Source organism: Salinarchaeum chitinilyticum (genome assembly GCF_055390775.1).
The window spans coordinates 2,022,314-2,035,743 of the sequence record NZ_AP043888.1 but is presented as its reverse complement, the minus strand read 5'-3'; the positions used below and the strand labels follow the sequence as shown (position 1 = coordinate 2,035,743).

Annotated in this window: 14 protein-coding genes and 1 pseudogene; 10 read left to right on the top strand and 5 right to left on the bottom strand. The window is 68.9% G+C overall.

Translation table 11 applies throughout. The features are described from left to right. Positions 1-5 precede the first annotated feature (5 nt). The 4 genes from ACZ5KP_RS09805 to ACZ5KP_RS09790 all read left to right on the top strand — a co-directional run bounded on the left by ACZ5KP_RS09805 (position 6) and on the right by ACZ5KP_RS09790 (position 2,549). The gene (locus ACZ5KP_RS09805) at positions 6-824 is read left to right on the top strand and encodes a M48 family metalloprotease (RefSeq protein ID WP_460921943.1); all 819 of its coding nucleotides are present in this window, start codon (positions 6-8) and stop codon (positions 822-824) included. Between the two features lie 97 nt (positions 825-921). Beyond that, positions 922-1,122 (top strand): hypothetical protein, encoded by a 201-nt coding sequence (locus ACZ5KP_RS09800; protein ID WP_460921945.1) that lies wholly within the window; start codon positions 922-924, stop codon positions 1,120-1,122. 105 nt (positions 1,123-1,227) lie between these two features. After that, entirely contained in the window at positions 1,228-1,653 is a 426-nt protein-coding gene (locus ACZ5KP_RS09795; protein WP_460921947.1) for an HIT family protein, read from the top strand. 149 nt (positions 1,654-1,802) lie between these two features. Beyond that, on the top strand, positions 1,803-2,549 hold the full coding sequence (locus ACZ5KP_RS09790; RefSeq protein ID WP_460921949.1) for an AAA family ATPase: 747 nt from the start codon (positions 1,803-1,805) through the stop codon (positions 2,547-2,549). Positions 2,550-2,680: 131 nt separating this feature from the next. Here the strand turns inward: ACZ5KP_RS09790 and ACZ5KP_RS09785 are convergent, their stop codons facing one another. After that, positions 2,681-3,193 (bottom strand): DUF7858 family protein, encoded by a 513-nt coding sequence (locus tag ACZ5KP_RS09785; protein WP_460921951.1) that lies wholly within the window; start codon positions 3,191-3,193, stop codon positions 2,681-2,683. Between the two features lie 194 nt (positions 3,194-3,387). Here ACZ5KP_RS09785 and ACZ5KP_RS09780 point away from each other — a divergent pair. Both ACZ5KP_RS09780 and ACZ5KP_RS09775 read left to right on the top strand, forming a co-directional pair. Continuing rightward, a pseudogene (locus ACZ5KP_RS09780) lies at positions 3,388-4,248 on the top strand (transcription initiation factor IIB); the annotation flags it as partial. 329 nt (positions 4,249-4,577) lie between these two features. Continuing rightward, positions 4,578-5,039, top strand: a complete 462-nt coding sequence (locus tag ACZ5KP_RS09775; protein ID WP_460921953.1) for a universal stress protein — start codon at positions 4,578-4,580, stop codon at positions 5,037-5,039. Positions 5,040-5,078: 39 nt separating this feature from the next. On the opposite strand, the gene ACZ5KP_RS09770 is transcribed toward ACZ5KP_RS09775, so the two are convergent. Both ACZ5KP_RS09770 and ACZ5KP_RS09765 read right to left on the bottom strand, forming a co-directional pair. Further along, entirely contained in the window at positions 5,079-5,630 is a 552-nt protein-coding gene (locus ACZ5KP_RS09770) for a DUF7122 family protein (RefSeq protein ID WP_460921955.1), read from the bottom strand. Continuing rightward, positions 5,627-6,538, bottom strand: a complete 912-nt coding sequence (locus ACZ5KP_RS09765; protein WP_460921957.1) for an RsmB/NOP family class I SAM-dependent RNA methyltransferase — start codon at positions 6,536-6,538, stop codon at positions 5,627-5,629. The genes ACZ5KP_RS09770 and ACZ5KP_RS09765 overlap by 4 nt, the downstream gene beginning before the upstream one ends. Before the next feature lie 418 nt (positions 6,539-6,956). On the opposite strand from ACZ5KP_RS09765, the gene ACZ5KP_RS09760 reads away from it, so the two are divergent. The 3 genes from ACZ5KP_RS09760 to tgtA all read left to right on the top strand — a co-directional run bounded on the left by ACZ5KP_RS09760 (position 6,957) and on the right by tgtA (position 10,318). Next, positions 6,957-7,697, top strand: coding sequence for a proteasome assembly chaperone family protein (locus ACZ5KP_RS09760; protein ID WP_460921959.1), 741 nt, complete (start codon positions 6,957-6,959; stop codon positions 7,695-7,697). Positions 7,698-7,893: 196 nt separating this feature from the next. Next, complete coding sequence (locus tag ACZ5KP_RS09755) at positions 7,894-8,739, top strand: DNA repair protein RadB (RefSeq protein ID WP_460921961.1); 846 nt, start codon at positions 7,894-7,896, stop codon at positions 8,737-8,739. A 100-nt stretch (positions 8,740-8,839) separates the two neighbouring features. Continuing rightward, the gene (gene tgtA / locus ACZ5KP_RS09750; protein WP_460921963.1) at positions 8,840-10,318 is read left to right on the top strand and encodes a tRNA guanosine(15) transglycosylase TgtA; all 1,479 of its coding nucleotides are present in this window, start codon (positions 8,840-8,842) and stop codon (positions 10,316-10,318) included. 129 nt (positions 10,319-10,447) lie between these two features. Here the strand turns inward: tgtA and ACZ5KP_RS09745 are convergent, their stop codons facing one another. Next, positions 10,448-10,807 carry an ArsR family transcriptional regulator gene (locus tag ACZ5KP_RS09745; protein ID WP_460921965.1) on the bottom strand — a complete coding sequence of 120 codons (360 nt, stop codon included), beginning with the start codon at positions 10,805-10,807 and terminating at the stop codon, positions 10,448-10,450. Between the two features lie 162 nt (positions 10,808-10,969). Between ACZ5KP_RS09745 and ACZ5KP_RS09740 the strand changes: the two genes are divergently transcribed. Next, positions 10,970-13,042, top strand: coding sequence for a hypothetical protein (locus ACZ5KP_RS09740; protein WP_460921967.1), 2,073 nt, complete (start codon positions 10,970-10,972; stop codon positions 13,040-13,042). On the opposite strand, the gene ACZ5KP_RS09735 is transcribed toward ACZ5KP_RS09740, so the two are convergent. Next, positions 13,039-13,152, bottom strand: coding sequence for a DUF7503 family protein (locus ACZ5KP_RS09735; RefSeq protein ID WP_460921969.1), 114 nt, complete (start codon positions 13,150-13,152; stop codon positions 13,039-13,041). The two genes, ACZ5KP_RS09740 and ACZ5KP_RS09735, sit on opposite strands and share 4 nt — an antisense overlap. Positions 13,153-13,430: the final 278 nt, after the last annotated feature.

Sequence of the window (13,430 nt, the reverse complement as noted above, 5' to 3'; positions counted from 1 at the left end):
TCGCGATGAATCACAGAGGATTGCAGCTCAGGATGGCGATCGTGGGGACCATCCTGTTCGGGTTCTATCTCGCGATCGCGACCATCGCGTACGCGGCCCTGGGGATTCCCCTCGCGATCGTCCTGGTCGGATCGTTCGCACTCGTCGGCATCCAGTACGTCATCGGTAAGAAGATGGCAATCTGGTCGACTGGGGCGGAGGACATGCCCGAGGACGGCGAGTACGCCAGAGTCCACCGGAGCGTCGAGGAGTTCTCCGAGGAGATGGGGATCGAGAAGCCCCGACTGATGGTCGCCCGGATGGGCGTCCCCAACGCGTTCGCGACCGGCCGTCGCGGCGCCGGGATCGTCGTCGTCTCCGAGGAGCTGATGGCGGTCCTCGACCACGACGAGCTGGAGGGCGTTCTCGCCCACGAGCTCGCCCACATCGAGAACCGCGACGTCCTGACGATGACGATCGGCCAGTCGATCGCGATGATCGTCGGGATCGGCGTCCACTGGATCGTGATGATGACCGGCGAGCGCTCCATCGCGAACTACTTCCTCGGCTGGATCGCCGGCATGCTCGCCCAGATGCTGGTGATGGTGTTCGTGATGGCGATCTCGCGGTACCGCGAGTACGTCGCCGACGCCGACGCTGCAGCCGTGATCGGCAGCGGCGACCCGCTCGCTCGCGCGCTCGAGAAGATCTCGCGTGGCGCCCAGTCCAGCGGCAACGAGGTCGACGACTCGGTCGCCGCGCTGTGTATCTTCGGCGGTGCCGACAGGCTCCTCTCGACGCACCCGCCGACGGAAGAGCGGATCTCCCGACTCCGGTCGCTCTGAGGCAGCCCGGTCCGGCTTTCAGCCAGTCATTTTCCCGTCGTCGTAGCGTCGAGAGGCGTCCCCAGCGTTTTCGGTCCCCCGCCACCAACGGCGAGGTATGCGCGTCACCATCTCGGACGCTCGCGAGTCCCCCATCGCCGCAACAGTGTTCCTCCTGGGCGTCGCGGCCGCCGGCGTCGCGATCGTCTTCGGCGACGGCGAGTTCGGTGCACCGGCGGGGAGCCCGCTGTTCCTCGCTGGGCTCGCCTTCGCGGCGATCGCCGTCGTGGGCTCGATCGTCTACCGGGGCCGGTCCTGACGCCGGCTGGAGACCGGTGCCCCTGGCCGTCCAGCGGCACCGCCAATCGGCAGCCAGCGAACCGCGCCACCAAGCTTCAAGGGTTCGCCTGCCGTCGGCACGGGTATGAGCGCCGACTGCATCTTCTGTGCGATCGTCGACGGCGAGATTCCCGGTACCGTCGTCTACGAGGACGAGGACGTGCTCGCCTTTCTCGACGCGAACCCACTCGCGAAGGGCCATACGCTGGTGATCCCGAAGACACACCACGAGACGCTCGCCGACCTTCCCGGCGATCTCGGCGCCGCGATCGGTCGCGTCGCGACCGAGCTCGCGCCGGCGGTCGAGGCCGCCGTCGACGCCGACGGGACCACGGTCGCGTTCAACAACGGCAAGGCCGCCGGCCAGGAGGTGCCCCACGTGCACTGCCACGTCGTCCCGCGCTTCGACGGCGACGGCTACGGGCCCGTCCACGCCCTCTTCGGCGCCGGACCCGAGCTCGACGAGAATGAAACCGCGGCCGTCGCCGACGCGATTCGGGACGCCCAGTAGCCCCGGATCGAATCTGGCACCTCCGGCCCCGTCGGCTGCAGCCGCTCGCGGCCGCTGCGCTCGACAGCTGGCCACGGTCCGCCGCAGTGACGGCGCCACCGGGGGAGAGGACACACCTTTATTGCAGTTGCCGAACCACGAATCGTGTGATGTCCTCGACGACAGCCGCCGTCGTGAAGGCCACTGGTGGTGCCGGCGCGACCCGGACCAGCCTCGAACTCGCGACGACGCTCGGTCGCGGCGGTTACGCCGTCGGCGTCCTCGACGTCGACTTCGCCACGCAGGGGCTCGCCGCGCACGTTCCCGGGCGGATCGAAGACGACCTCACCCGAGTACTCGTCGAGGGAGCATCCCTGCCCGCGGCGACCGTCGAGCTCGATCTCGACGCGGTCAGCGAGGCCGGTGGACGGGTTGCCGTCTGTCCCGCACGAGCGCCGTTCGAACGGCTGGCACGCGCGAAGACGCCCGACGCAGCGCAAGCCTTCGAGGAGCTCCTCGCCAGCGCCGGCGAGCGCTTCGAGTTCGTACTCGTGGACGCGCCGCCAGTCGCGACGAATCCGGCCGTCAGCGCCGTGACGACGGCCGACCGCGTCGCCGCCGTCACCCCCGCGAGCGAGCGCGGCGTGGACGCACTCCAGACGCTCCGCGAGCGCCTGGAGGACGTCGGCGCGGCGCCCGGACTCGCGATCGCGAACCGCGCCGACGGCGACCATCCCGTCGACGCCGCTGACGCAGCGCTGCCGACCCACGAGGTGCCCGAGGACGCAGTGCCGAGCACCGCAGAGCCCCATCCCGCCTACGCGCCGGCCGTCGCCGAGGCGACGAAGGCGCTGTTCGACGTCGAGCTCGATCTCGAGTTTCCCGACGACGGGTTGCTCGCCGGTCGGTTCGGATAGCGCGGACTGGTCGCCGAGGGCCGCCGCAGTGCCCCGGACGGCGAGCAGCGCAGCTGCTCCGTGGCGACGGCAGAACGCGACGAGGAGCATTTCGATCGGAATCGATCGCCCGGAATCGCTGGACCTGTTGCTCAGAGGAACTCCGCTGCGTCGGTCATCGTCTCGGCGAGGTGGTCGTCGGTTGCCAGCGGCGCGTCGCCCGGCCCCAGGACGGGTTCGACAGCCGTCCGCGCGGCTGGGATCGGTTCGTGCGTCTCGAGGAAGGCCGTCAGCAGGAACTCGGTCTCGGAGGCACCGGTGAGCTCCCGGGCCTCGCTTCGCGGAAGCTCGCCGGCGATCCAGTCGCCGACGATCTCGCGGACCATCGGCGCGAGCGGGCAGACGCCGTCGACGCCGACGAGGTGGAGGGTCTTCGCGGCGGTGATCGGGGGAACGCCCGCAGCGTCGCCGGCGCCACCGACGCTCGCCCCGGCTGCGTAGGCCTCGACCAGCGCGGCCGCGGCGTCGGCCGAACAGGGAAGCTCGTCGGCGACCGGTGCGAGGCGCTCGGCGAGCGCGCCGTCGGTCTCGTCGACCGTCGCGACCCCGCGGTCGCACTGCTCGGCGGTGACGGCGAGATCGGCGGCGATGTCCGAGAGCCCCATCGACAGATGGTTTCGGAGAAGACTGGTTAAAATTTTCGTCATCGGGCCGGCTGCGTCGGACCGAACTCCTTCCGAGCCGATCGCCACGGGCGGTAACCTACCGGTTACCGGTAGGTTCGTCACCTCGCTTCCTGCCGATTCGTTGCGGTCCGAGAAGTGTTTAAATAACCCTTCCGTGCGTAGCTCCACTCGTGATGAGCGCCGACGATCGCTGTCCCGAATGTACCGCTTCGCTCGTCCGGGAGGACGACGAGACCGTCTGTACCGCCTGTGGCCTGGTCGTGGACACCGACCGGCTGGATCGCGGGCCCGAGTGGCGCTCCTTCGCGGGCGAGGAGTCGAACCGCGAACGGACCGGCGCACCCCTGACCCGCAGCCGCCACGACAGGGGGCTCAGCACCGAGATCGGCTCGGACGCGGGCGTCCGCGTGACCGGCCGGAAGCGCAAACGGCTCGCGCGGATGCGCCGCGAGCACAGCCGCGCCCAGCTGGCGACCAAGCAGGACCGCAATCAGGTGTACGCTTTCACCGAGATCCGCCGACTGATCGGCGAGATCGACCTGCCGCGAAACGTCCGCGAGCAGGCCTGTGCGCTGTTCGACTCCGCCCAGTCCGAGGACCTCATCAAGGGGCGCTCGCTGGAGGGGTTCGCTGCGGCGACGGTCTACGCAGTCTGTCGGACGCGATCGATCGCGCGTACCGTCGACGAGGTCGTCGCAGGTGCCCGCGCGGACGAGGACGAACTCCGCGCCGCCTACGACGCACTGAACCGGGAGCTCGGGCTGCCCACCGGCCCGATCGACCCCGGCGAGTACGTCCCGCGGTTCGCCTCCGAGCTCGACCTCCCGGACGCCGTGGAACGCCGGGCGCTCGAGCTCGCGGTCCTGGGCCAGGACGCCGCGATCGCCGGCGGGCGCGACCCCAGCGGGTTCGCCGCAGGCTGCCTCTACACGGCGGCACAGGACTGCGGACACGGCCTGACCCAGTGCGACGCCGCGGACGCCGCCGGCGTCTCGCCCGTAACGCTCCGGAAGGCCCACTACGACATCGAGGAGGTCAGGGCCGAGCGGGAGGAGAATGCAGTGGGCGCCGGGGAGCAAGCCACCGAAGATCAGGCCACCGAGGAACAGGCTGCCGACCAGTCCCAGCCCGAGAGGGTACCGGACCAGAAGGAGGCCGATCACGGCTCGGAAGACGGCCACGTACCGCGGACGTCGACGGCGAGTCCGGCGGCGACCTTCGCGCCGAGCGACGACTGACCTGCGGGCCCCATTGCGATCGACGACGAGACGTCGGAAGCGTGAACGCCGACGCCGCGACGCACCGATCACCAGCGTCGGCGCGCCGGCCCAACGACTAAGCGCCGGGGCGTTGGCATCCCTCCATGGTCTACGTGGTTCCGTTCGACAACTCCCCACTCTCGCGCACCGCCCTCCGACGCGCCGGCGAGTTCGCCAGCGCGATGGACGAGTCCGTCGTCGCGCTGGTCGTCGTCCCGCCGAGCACGGAGTACGCCCGCGAGAAAGGGTGGATCGGCCCCGACGAGCCCTTCGACGCCGATCGAATCGCACGCGGGCTCCGGACGGTCGTACGCGACCTCGCACCCGACGCGGAAATCGAGGTCGAGACGACGGAGGAGACGGACTACCGCGCGTCGGTCACGACCGACGTCGTTCGGCGAATCCGACAGACCGCCGCGGAGTTGGGCGCGTCGGTGCTGTTCGTCGGGAGCGCGAACGCCGGCTCGGTGACCACGCCGGTCACGAGCGTCGGTTCGCCGGTCTCGGACGACCCCCAGTACGACGTCCACGTGATTCGCCACGCGGACGAGGATCTGCAGGACTGAGCTGCCGGTGTGGTCGCTGGACCGTCGAAACGGCCGAGGTCAGAGGTCGCGTCGACGCCCCTTCGGCACCATCGATCGCAGCTCGCCGTGCACGTAGAGGCCGACGCCGAGGATCGCCCGCTCGCCAGCGATCTCGTGGGCGGCGATCAGATAGCCCCAGTCGCCGTCCCAGCGATCGATCTCCTGATCGTCGCCAGCGGCGAACCGGCGGGCCTCCTCGCGTTCGAGGTCGATCACGTTCCGCGTCGCGAGCGGGCCGAAGCGCTGGACGGCGTCGGTCGTTGGCTTCCAGTGCTCCTGGCGAGTCCGGAGGAACGTCAGTCCGAGCGCCTCGACGTCGCAGGGATCGGGCGCGTCGCCGGCCAGCACCCAGAGCTTGCCGTTACCCTTCTCCCAGAAGGAGTGGTCGTCGAAGGTGTCCGTCGGAATGCCGAACCGCTCCGCCCACCACTCGAGGACGGCCTCGCGAGAGGGGCGGCCCTCGACCGTCCGCTCGGCGTCCGTCGGGGCAAGCCGGTCGAAGCGGTGGCTGACGTTCTCGGCGAGGTCGCGGTCGTCCGGCACGTCCGCCCCGGCGCCGTCGTCGCTCATCCGCCCACCTCCAGCGTCGCGAGGAAGAACCCGCCGGTGTCGTTCAGGTGTGGATAGACCCGCGCGGCGCGCGCGACGCTCGGATCGAACTGCTCGCCCTGCCACTCGGTGACGCCGGGGCGGGTCTCGACGGGCAGCGCCTGATCGACGATCCGACAGTCCTCGGCGTCGAGGACGGCGTCGAGCACCGCCTCGTTCTCCTCGGGCGCGTAGGTGCAGGTGGAGTAGACCACTCGGCCGCCCGGCTTCGTGGCCTGGATCGCCCGTCGAAGGATGTCCGCCTGAACGCCGGAGACGTCCGCGAGGAACCCCTCGCTCCAGCTCTCGAGGGCGGCGGGATTTTTCCGGAGCGTCCCCTCGCCCGAGCAGGGCGCGTCGACGAGCGCGCGGTCGAACTCGTCGACGGCCAGCGGGTCCAGCGAGTAGTTCCGGGCGTCGCGGTTCGTGACGATCGCGTTGGTCACGCCGAGGCGCTCGGCGTTGAACCGTAGCGCCGAGAGCCGGCCCATGTTCCGGTCGTTTGCGACGACCCGCCCCCCGTCGTCCATCATCGCGGCGAGCTGGGTCGTCTTGCTCCCCGGCGCGGCGCAGGCGTCCCAGACCGTCTCGCCGGGCCGTGGATCCAGGGCGATCGGCGGGAGCGTGGAGACCGCCTCCTGGGTGTGGATCCAGCCGTGAAAGGCCGGCCACGTCGAACCGGGACCGTCCGTGTCGACGGCGAGGAGGTCCGCGTTCCACTCGGTCGGCTGGGCGGCGATCCCGGCCTCCTCGAACGCCGCGCGGACGCGATCGGCGTCGGCCTTGATCGTGTTCACCCGGACCGTCTTCCCGAGCGGCCGCTCGATCGCCGCCGTGAAGGCGTCGAACTCGTCGACGATCGGCCGGTAGCGCTCGAGGACCTCGTGCATTCGACTCTATCAGCGGTGGGACCGGGTTTGTGGGTGTCGGTTCCGAGATGAGATCGCTGGAGTGTGGGCGTCCGTTCGACCGATACTGCCTACGGAAGCCCCCTCCCGCTCGACTCGGGCGGCTCGCTGCGGTCCTCGGTTCGCTCGCTGTCACTCGCTCACCTGCGGTCCTTACTTCGCCGGCCTTCGTCGAGCAGTCGGTCCCTTCCAGTCCCACCCGGTGCATATGGGTAATCAGCGATACGCGATGGAGAGCGGCAGCGCACGGTTCGGGCCTCTGGCAGGCGGAGCGATGCGATCTGGAGCGTAGTGAGTGACGAGGACAGTCGACCGTCGCGTCCGAAGCGGACGATCGAATCCGGTGCGACGAATCGTCTCGCCCGGACCATTAAGCCGCCGGCCCGCCAACCCTCACGGCATGGCAGGAATCACCGTCCACGCCGATCTCGACCTCCAGTCCCCGACGCTCGTCGAGGGGCTCCCCGGCGTCGGCCTCGTCGGGAAGATCGCGACCGATCACCTCGTCGAAGAACTCGACATGACCTACTACGCGAGCGTCGAGTGCGAGGGACTGCCGCGGCTCGGCGTGTACGCCGAGGGCGAACGCGACGTCCAGCCGCCGGTTCGCCTCTACGCCGACGCGGCCAACGACCTGCTCGCCCTCCAGAGCGACGTCCCCGTCTCGCCCCAGGCCGCGCCGGCGTTCGCGGACTGCGTCACGGGCTGGCTCGACGCCGAGAACGTCACGCCGGTGTACATCAGCGGCCTCGGCACCGAAGAGCGGGCCACGCCGCCGGAGCTCTTCGGCGTCGCGACCGGCGGTACCGGCGATCGTCTCGACGACCTCGATCTCGCGACGCCGAGCGAACGCGGCGCGATCTCCGGGCCGACCGGCGCGCTGGTGGCCGCCGCGACCGAGCGATCGCTCCCCGGGTTCGGGCTCGTCGTCGAGACCAATCCGCAGTTCCCCGATCCCGAAGCCGCCCGCGTGCTGATCGAAGACGGCGTCGGGCCACTGGCCGGCGTCGAGGTCGATACCGACGCCCTCGTGGAGCAGGCCGAGGACGTCCAGGCCCAGCGCGAGCAGCTCGCGAAGAAGCTCCAGGAGGCAGAGGGCGACGCGAGTTCGGAGGCGAAGCCGCTCAGGATGTACCAATAGCACCTTTTTCGGGCGGTCCCGCAGCGAGCGCCCGGACGGCGCGAGCGAGGAAACCCGCCCGAAAAATCTGCACCAAAAACCGCACCGCCACATCCAACCGTAGGTCGATCGATACCGGCACCGGCCCTGGCGCCGTCGAACGCCACAGAACTGCCGATCATCGCACTTTTGCGGGGTCCGCTCCTACGGACTGCCAGTGAGCGATCCGATCCCGACCGGCTGTGGGGCACTCGACGAGCTGCTGGACGGCGGCTTCGAGCGCGGGACCGTCACGCAGCTCTACGGCCCGCCGGCGGCCGGGAAGACGAACGTCGTGCTCTCCGCCGCGGCGGCGGTCGCGGCCGACGGCGGCACCACGGTCATCGTCGACACGGAGGGGATCTCGATCGACCGGTTCGAGCAGGTCGTCGGTGCACGCGCCGCGGGAAATGGAGAACGGCGTGACGCCGAGGGTGGCACTGGCGAGGGCGGCGTGAGCGACGCCGAGGGCGGCATCGGCATCGACGACGCGATCGGTGCCGGACAGGCCAGCGAGGAGGGAACGGCGAACGCCGACCCCAATCCTGCCGGCGAGGACCTCCAGGCGCTCGCCGAGCGGATCGTCGTCCAGGACGCCCTGGACTTCGACGAGCAACGCGAGGCAGTGCGAGACGTCGAGGCGTTCGCCGAACAGGCCGACCTGATCGCTCTCGACAGCGCGACGGGGTTCTACCGCCTCCAGCGCGACAAGGACGAGGAGGGCGGCGAGGCGCTCCGGGCCGTCGCCGACCAGATCACGCACCTCCTCTCGCTGGCGCGCCGGGAGGACCTCGCGATCGTGATCACGAACCAGGTCTACACCGACCCCGAGGAGGACCGGATCAGTGCGCTCGGCGGGCACACGCTCGATCACTGGACCGGGACGATCCTCCGGCTGGACCGGTTCCGCGGCGGGAATCGCCGTGCGACGCTCGAGAAACACCGCGCGAAGCCCGCCGGCGAGACCGCCCAGTTCCAGATCACGGACCAGGGGCTGGCCGGGAGCGAGGGCGATCGGCTGTAGCGCGACGCCGACTGCGGAATCCAACCCGGGACGGTATCGCAGCAGCCCCGTCCGCCGCCAGACGGAACGCTTAGGCGCGCGCCGCTCCCCAGGCACTGTCGTGCGCGAGTGCTTCGAACTGCGGGACGTCGACGCCGCCGGACGCATCGGCGAGCTGACGGTCCCGCGCGCGGACGTCACGGTGGAGACGCCCGCACTTCTGCCGGTGATCAACCCCAACATCGACACCGTCTCGCCGGCCGATCTCGAAATGGAGTTCGGCGCGGAGATCCTCATCACGAACGCCTACATCATCCACGGGAACGAGGGGCTCCGCGAGCAGGCGCTCGATGAGGGGCTCCACGAGATGCTCGGCTTCGACGGCGCGATCATGACCGACTCCGGCGCCTTTCAGCTCGCGGAGTACGGCGAGATCGACGTGACGACGGAGGAGATCCTGGCGTTTCAACGCGAGATCGGCTCGGACGTCGGCACGCCGGTCGACCTCCCGACGCCGCCGGACGCGAGCAGGGAGCGCGCCGAAGCCGAACTCGACACCACGCTCGAGCGCCTCGAGATCGCCGACGATGCCGACACGGGCGAGATGCTCGTCACGGCGCCGATCCAGGGTGCGACGTTCCCCGACCTCCGGGAGCGCGCAGCGCGAGCGGCCTACGCCACCGACCTCGACGTGTTCCCGGTCGGCGCGGTCGTCCCGCTGCTCGGTGATTACCGCTTCGCAGAGATCGTCGACGTCGTCGCGGCGGCCAAACGCGGGCTCGGTGAGGACGCCCCCGTCCACCTCTTCGGCGCCGGTCACCCGATGACGTTCGCACTCGCCGCGGCGGCGGGCTGTGACCTCTTCGACTCCGCGGCGTACGCCCTCTTCGCTCGCGACGACCGCTACATGACGGTGCGGGGCACCGAACAGCTCGACGAACTCGAGTATCTCCCCTGTTCCTGTCCGGTCTGTACGGAGTACGACGCCGACGGGCTCCGCGCACTCTCGAGTGGCCAGCGTGAGCGCCGGCTCGCCGAGCACAACCTCTCGGTCAGCTTCGCGGAGATCCGTCGGATCAGGCAGGCGATTCGGCAGGGGAACCTCCTCGAACTCGTCGAGACCAGGGCCCGGGGGCATCCCGCACTGCTCGCTGGCTACCGCGCCCTGCTCGAACACGAGGAGTGGCTGGAGGCGTCCGATCCCGTCGTCAAGGACACGTTCTTCTACACCTCCGCGGAGAGCGCCGACCGCCCGGAGGTCGGACGTTACCACGACCGCCTCGCGCGCCTCGACGTCGAGGCCGACTCGCTGCTCGTCTCCGAAGCCGATCCACACGGCGACTACGAGGAGTGCTGGGACCTCCGACCGCCGTTCGGGCCGGTACCGCCCGCACTCGCACGCGCCTACCCGCTCACCGCGGAGCTGCCGGAACGACCGGATCGCCGCGCTCGCGAGCGGGCCGTCGAGGCGATCGCACGACTCGACGCCGAGCACGCGGACGTCTCGATCACGGTCGGGCACCGCGGCTGGCCGGCAGCGGTGATCCACGGACTGCCCGAGGCGGTCGAGGCCGTCGACGTGTCGGGCATAGACGAGTAGACGGAACAGTGCTCGGCGCGTCTGGGAGGAGTAGACGGAGCCGTGTTCGGTACGTGGAAACGAGTAGGCAGAATCGTGTTCGGCGCGTCGGAGCGGAGAGCAAACGCCCGAGTGGTGGCGCCGGAGCGATCAGGCCGATTCGGCGTCGTCGGAGTCCTCCTCGTGTGGCTCTCCACGGGCCGCGACGGCCGTGGACTGCGCGGCGGTGTTCTCGAGGCGGCGCTCGATGAGCGCCTCGAAGTCCTCCGTGCGGTCGTACTCCTCGCGGAGTTCGACGGCTGCACGACCCTCGTCGGTGATCTCGTAGAGCCCGGAGCGCTCTGCGGGCCCGATCTTGCGGACGAGACCGTAGTCGGCCAGGACCGGGAGGCGGTTGTTGACGTTCTTGCGGCTCTTGCCGGTCGTCTCCGCGACGTTCGTGGCGACGTTCCGGCCGTACGTGTGCAGAGCCTCGAGTATCAGGAAGTCAGTCGGCTGGCGAAGGCGCATGGGCGAACTGTTACTGGATATGGCGGATTTCCTTATAATACTTTGGGCCATCTGGATAATTGTACGACTCCACCGGGGCATTCTACGATCGACCCCGCATTGGAATCGGCAACGCCAGCACACTTTTGGCGTTGGGAAGCTAGCACTCTTCCACTACTCCCCATGGCCGACCCCCATTCACCGGGTACCCTGATCACCCCGTCGTTCGGGGTCGACCACGGGCTCGACGTCGTCGATCCGATCGAACGACTCAGGCGCACGATCCGGACCGCGGAGCCGATCGACCCCGAACCGATCGACGGCGACGTCTTCGCCCTGCCCGTCGAGTCGGCCGTCGAGATCGAGACGTCGGGCCTCACGCTGCCGCTGGAGTCACAGGTCTACGTCCGGGACGGCGACGGCCACATGATCGACGAGGTGCAGCTGGGAAGCACGCGATCCTTCCCCGAGGGCACCTACTGCATCGAACCGACGTGGATCCTCAAAGTGTATCTCCGCGTCGAGAGCGGCGTCGAGATCCGACAGAAAGGCAACACCACCGAGATCGAGTTCGACGACGTCGTTTCGGTCCGCGTCGGGAGCTGCTCGACCCACGAACGGCCGGCAGCGACGGTGACGGTCACGGAGGATCCGGCCGACGTCCTCGCGGGGATCTCGACGTTCGGGTCCGCGCTGAAGACGCTCAGCCCCGAACGGTCCTTCCCGACCCACAGGGGCCATCCACCCACGATCGAGCTCGGCGAGGAACGCGACATTCCCGAAGGGCTGACGCCACCGGCCGAGGACGTCCACGTCGAGGTCCCGGGAGACCTCGCCGCCGCGTTCGCGGTCGCACCGCTCGCCTACTACCTCGGAGCGGGCGTCCGGGAGGGCCCGGTCGCGCGCATCGTCGGCGAGTCGATCGACTATCCACTCGCTCACCGGGGAAACCTCGAGGACGGCGTCGAGCGGACGCTCGGCAAGCTGTTCCTGCTGGATTGTGTCACCCGAACGGAGGGGATCTACCAGCTCGATCTCCACGAACGGGAGCTGTTCGAGCAACGGATCGACCTCCCGCTCGCCGACCTCTACGACGCCCCGCACGCCGAGCGACTGGCATCGTATCTCGAGGTCCCCTACGATCAGATCGCCGACCTGCTCCCGGACTGGAAGCAGGTCGCGCACGTCGATCCGTCGGTGGACGCCGTCGAGGCGCTGCCGTATCTGGTCGACGACCTCTCGATCGTCAAGACCGAGGATCCCGACCCGGTTCCCGCAGAGGAGCTGCAAAACGGCGGGATGCAAGGGCGACTCATGCGCGGTGACGTCGCCACCGAGACGTCGTTCGTCCATCCCGTCCAATCCGAAACTGCGATCGAAGAGACGTGGGTTGGCGACGGAACGCCACTCGGCGTCTCCAAGGCGCTTCCGGAGGCCTTCGAGAACCGCGTCGGCCGGTCCACCTCGACGGGTAGCATCGACATCTCCGTGATCTGCAACGACCCCGAGATGGCCGACGAGGAGGACGTCGTCGACGACACGTACGGCTCCCGGAGCGAGCTGCCCTTCGACGTCACCGTCGAGACGGATACGACCAAGGCGGAACTCGCCGACCTGCTCGCGGAGGACCGGGATTTCCTCCACTACATCGGCCACATCGACGACGACGGCTTCCGCTGCTCGGACGGTCGCCTCGACGCGACGACCATCGACGAGGCCGGCATGGACGCGTTCTTCCTGAACGCCTGCCAGTCCTACGAACAGGGGATGGAGCTCGTCCGGAAAGGCGCAATCGGCGGCATCGTCACGGTCAGGGACGTGGCGAACATGGGCGCCGTTCGGATCGGGCAGGCCGTGGCGAGGCTGCTCAACTGCGGATTCCCGCTCCGCCCCGCGCTCAACGTCGCGCGCGACGAGAGCGTCATCGGCTCTCACTACATCGTCATCGGCGACGGCGGGCTCTCGATCGTGCAGCCCGAGAGCGGAACGCCGCACCTGCTTGAAATCGGGAAATCGGGCGACGAGTACCAGATCGATATCGACCTCTTCGGCGCTCATCCGGGTATGGGCGGCCTCTTCTGTCCCCACCTGCAGGGGAACGACGACAGGACCCAGTACTATCTGGCGTCGGGGAACGTATCCAACGTCGACATTCCTGCAGAAGACTTCGAGGAGTTCCTGCACCGCGAAACCTGTCCCGTTCGTCGGAACGGGTTCCTCTCCTGGAGTAACGAACTAACAGCGTCTGACTTTTAGACGACCGTCGATCCGTGCGCAGCGGCGGCGCCGCCGACCTGGGACAGCACCAGCAGGAGCGTGAACAGCACGCCGATCTTTCGGGGGTTGTTCGCAAGGTACTGCTTCATACGACCATTGGTATCGGACATTGCGATTGGATACAGAACCGGCCCCAAATTAAAATTATCTAATACTTTCCGATGAAAGATGGGTGTATGCCAGTCCATCGCCGGGTGGTAACCAGCCTATGAAAGAGAATTCCGAGATGCCGTTAGCCATTCGTATCGGCCCCCAGCCGCACGAATTCGAGCGGTGAGAGCGGCCGGAGGCGGCGTCGAAGTCGTCCACACGGCAAGAGGAGGCAGGACCGTCGCCTGCCCGAACACACAAGCCACAGCGGGAGGGT

Coding starts and splice junctions, on each gene's coding strand:
- ACZ5KP_RS09775 (WP_460921953.1), top strand. CDS start 4,578: ATGGTCTACGTGGTTCCGTTCGACAACTCCCCACTCTCGCGCACCGCC.
- ACZ5KP_RS09745 (WP_460921965.1), bottom strand. CDS start 10,807: ATGCGCCTTCGCCAGCCGACTGACTTCCTGATACTCGAGGCTCTGCAC.
- ACZ5KP_RS09800 (WP_460921945.1), top strand. CDS start 922: ATGCGCGTCACCATCTCGGACGCTCGCGAGTCCCCCATCGCCGCAACA.
- ACZ5KP_RS09770 (WP_460921955.1), bottom strand. CDS start 5,630: ATGAGCGACGACGGCGCCGGGGCGGACGTGCCGGACGACCGCGACCTC.
- ACZ5KP_RS09735 (WP_460921969.1), bottom strand. CDS start 13,152: ATGAAGCAGTACCTTGCGAACAACCCCCGAAAGATCGGCGTGCTGTTC.
- ACZ5KP_RS09790 (WP_460921949.1), top strand. CDS start 1,803: ATGTCCTCGACGACAGCCGCCGTCGTGAAGGCCACTGGTGGTGCCGGC.
- ACZ5KP_RS09785 (WP_460921951.1), bottom strand. CDS start 3,193: ATGGGGCTCTCGGACATCGCCGCCGATCTCGCCGTCACCGCCGAGCAG.
- ACZ5KP_RS09765 (WP_460921957.1), bottom strand. CDS start 6,538: ATGCACGAGGTCCTCGAGCGCTACCGGCCGATCGTCGACGAGTTCGAC.
- ACZ5KP_RS09760 (WP_460921959.1), top strand. CDS start 6,957: ATGGCAGGAATCACCGTCCACGCCGATCTCGACCTCCAGTCCCCGACG.
- ACZ5KP_RS09740 (WP_460921967.1), top strand. CDS start 10,970: ATGGCCGACCCCCATTCACCGGGTACCCTGATCACCCCGTCGTTCGGG.
- ACZ5KP_RS09805 (WP_460921943.1), top strand. CDS start 6: ATGAATCACAGAGGATTGCAGCTCAGGATGGCGATCGTGGGGACCATC.
- ACZ5KP_RS09795 (WP_460921947.1), top strand. CDS start 1,228: ATGAGCGCCGACTGCATCTTCTGTGCGATCGTCGACGGCGAGATTCCC.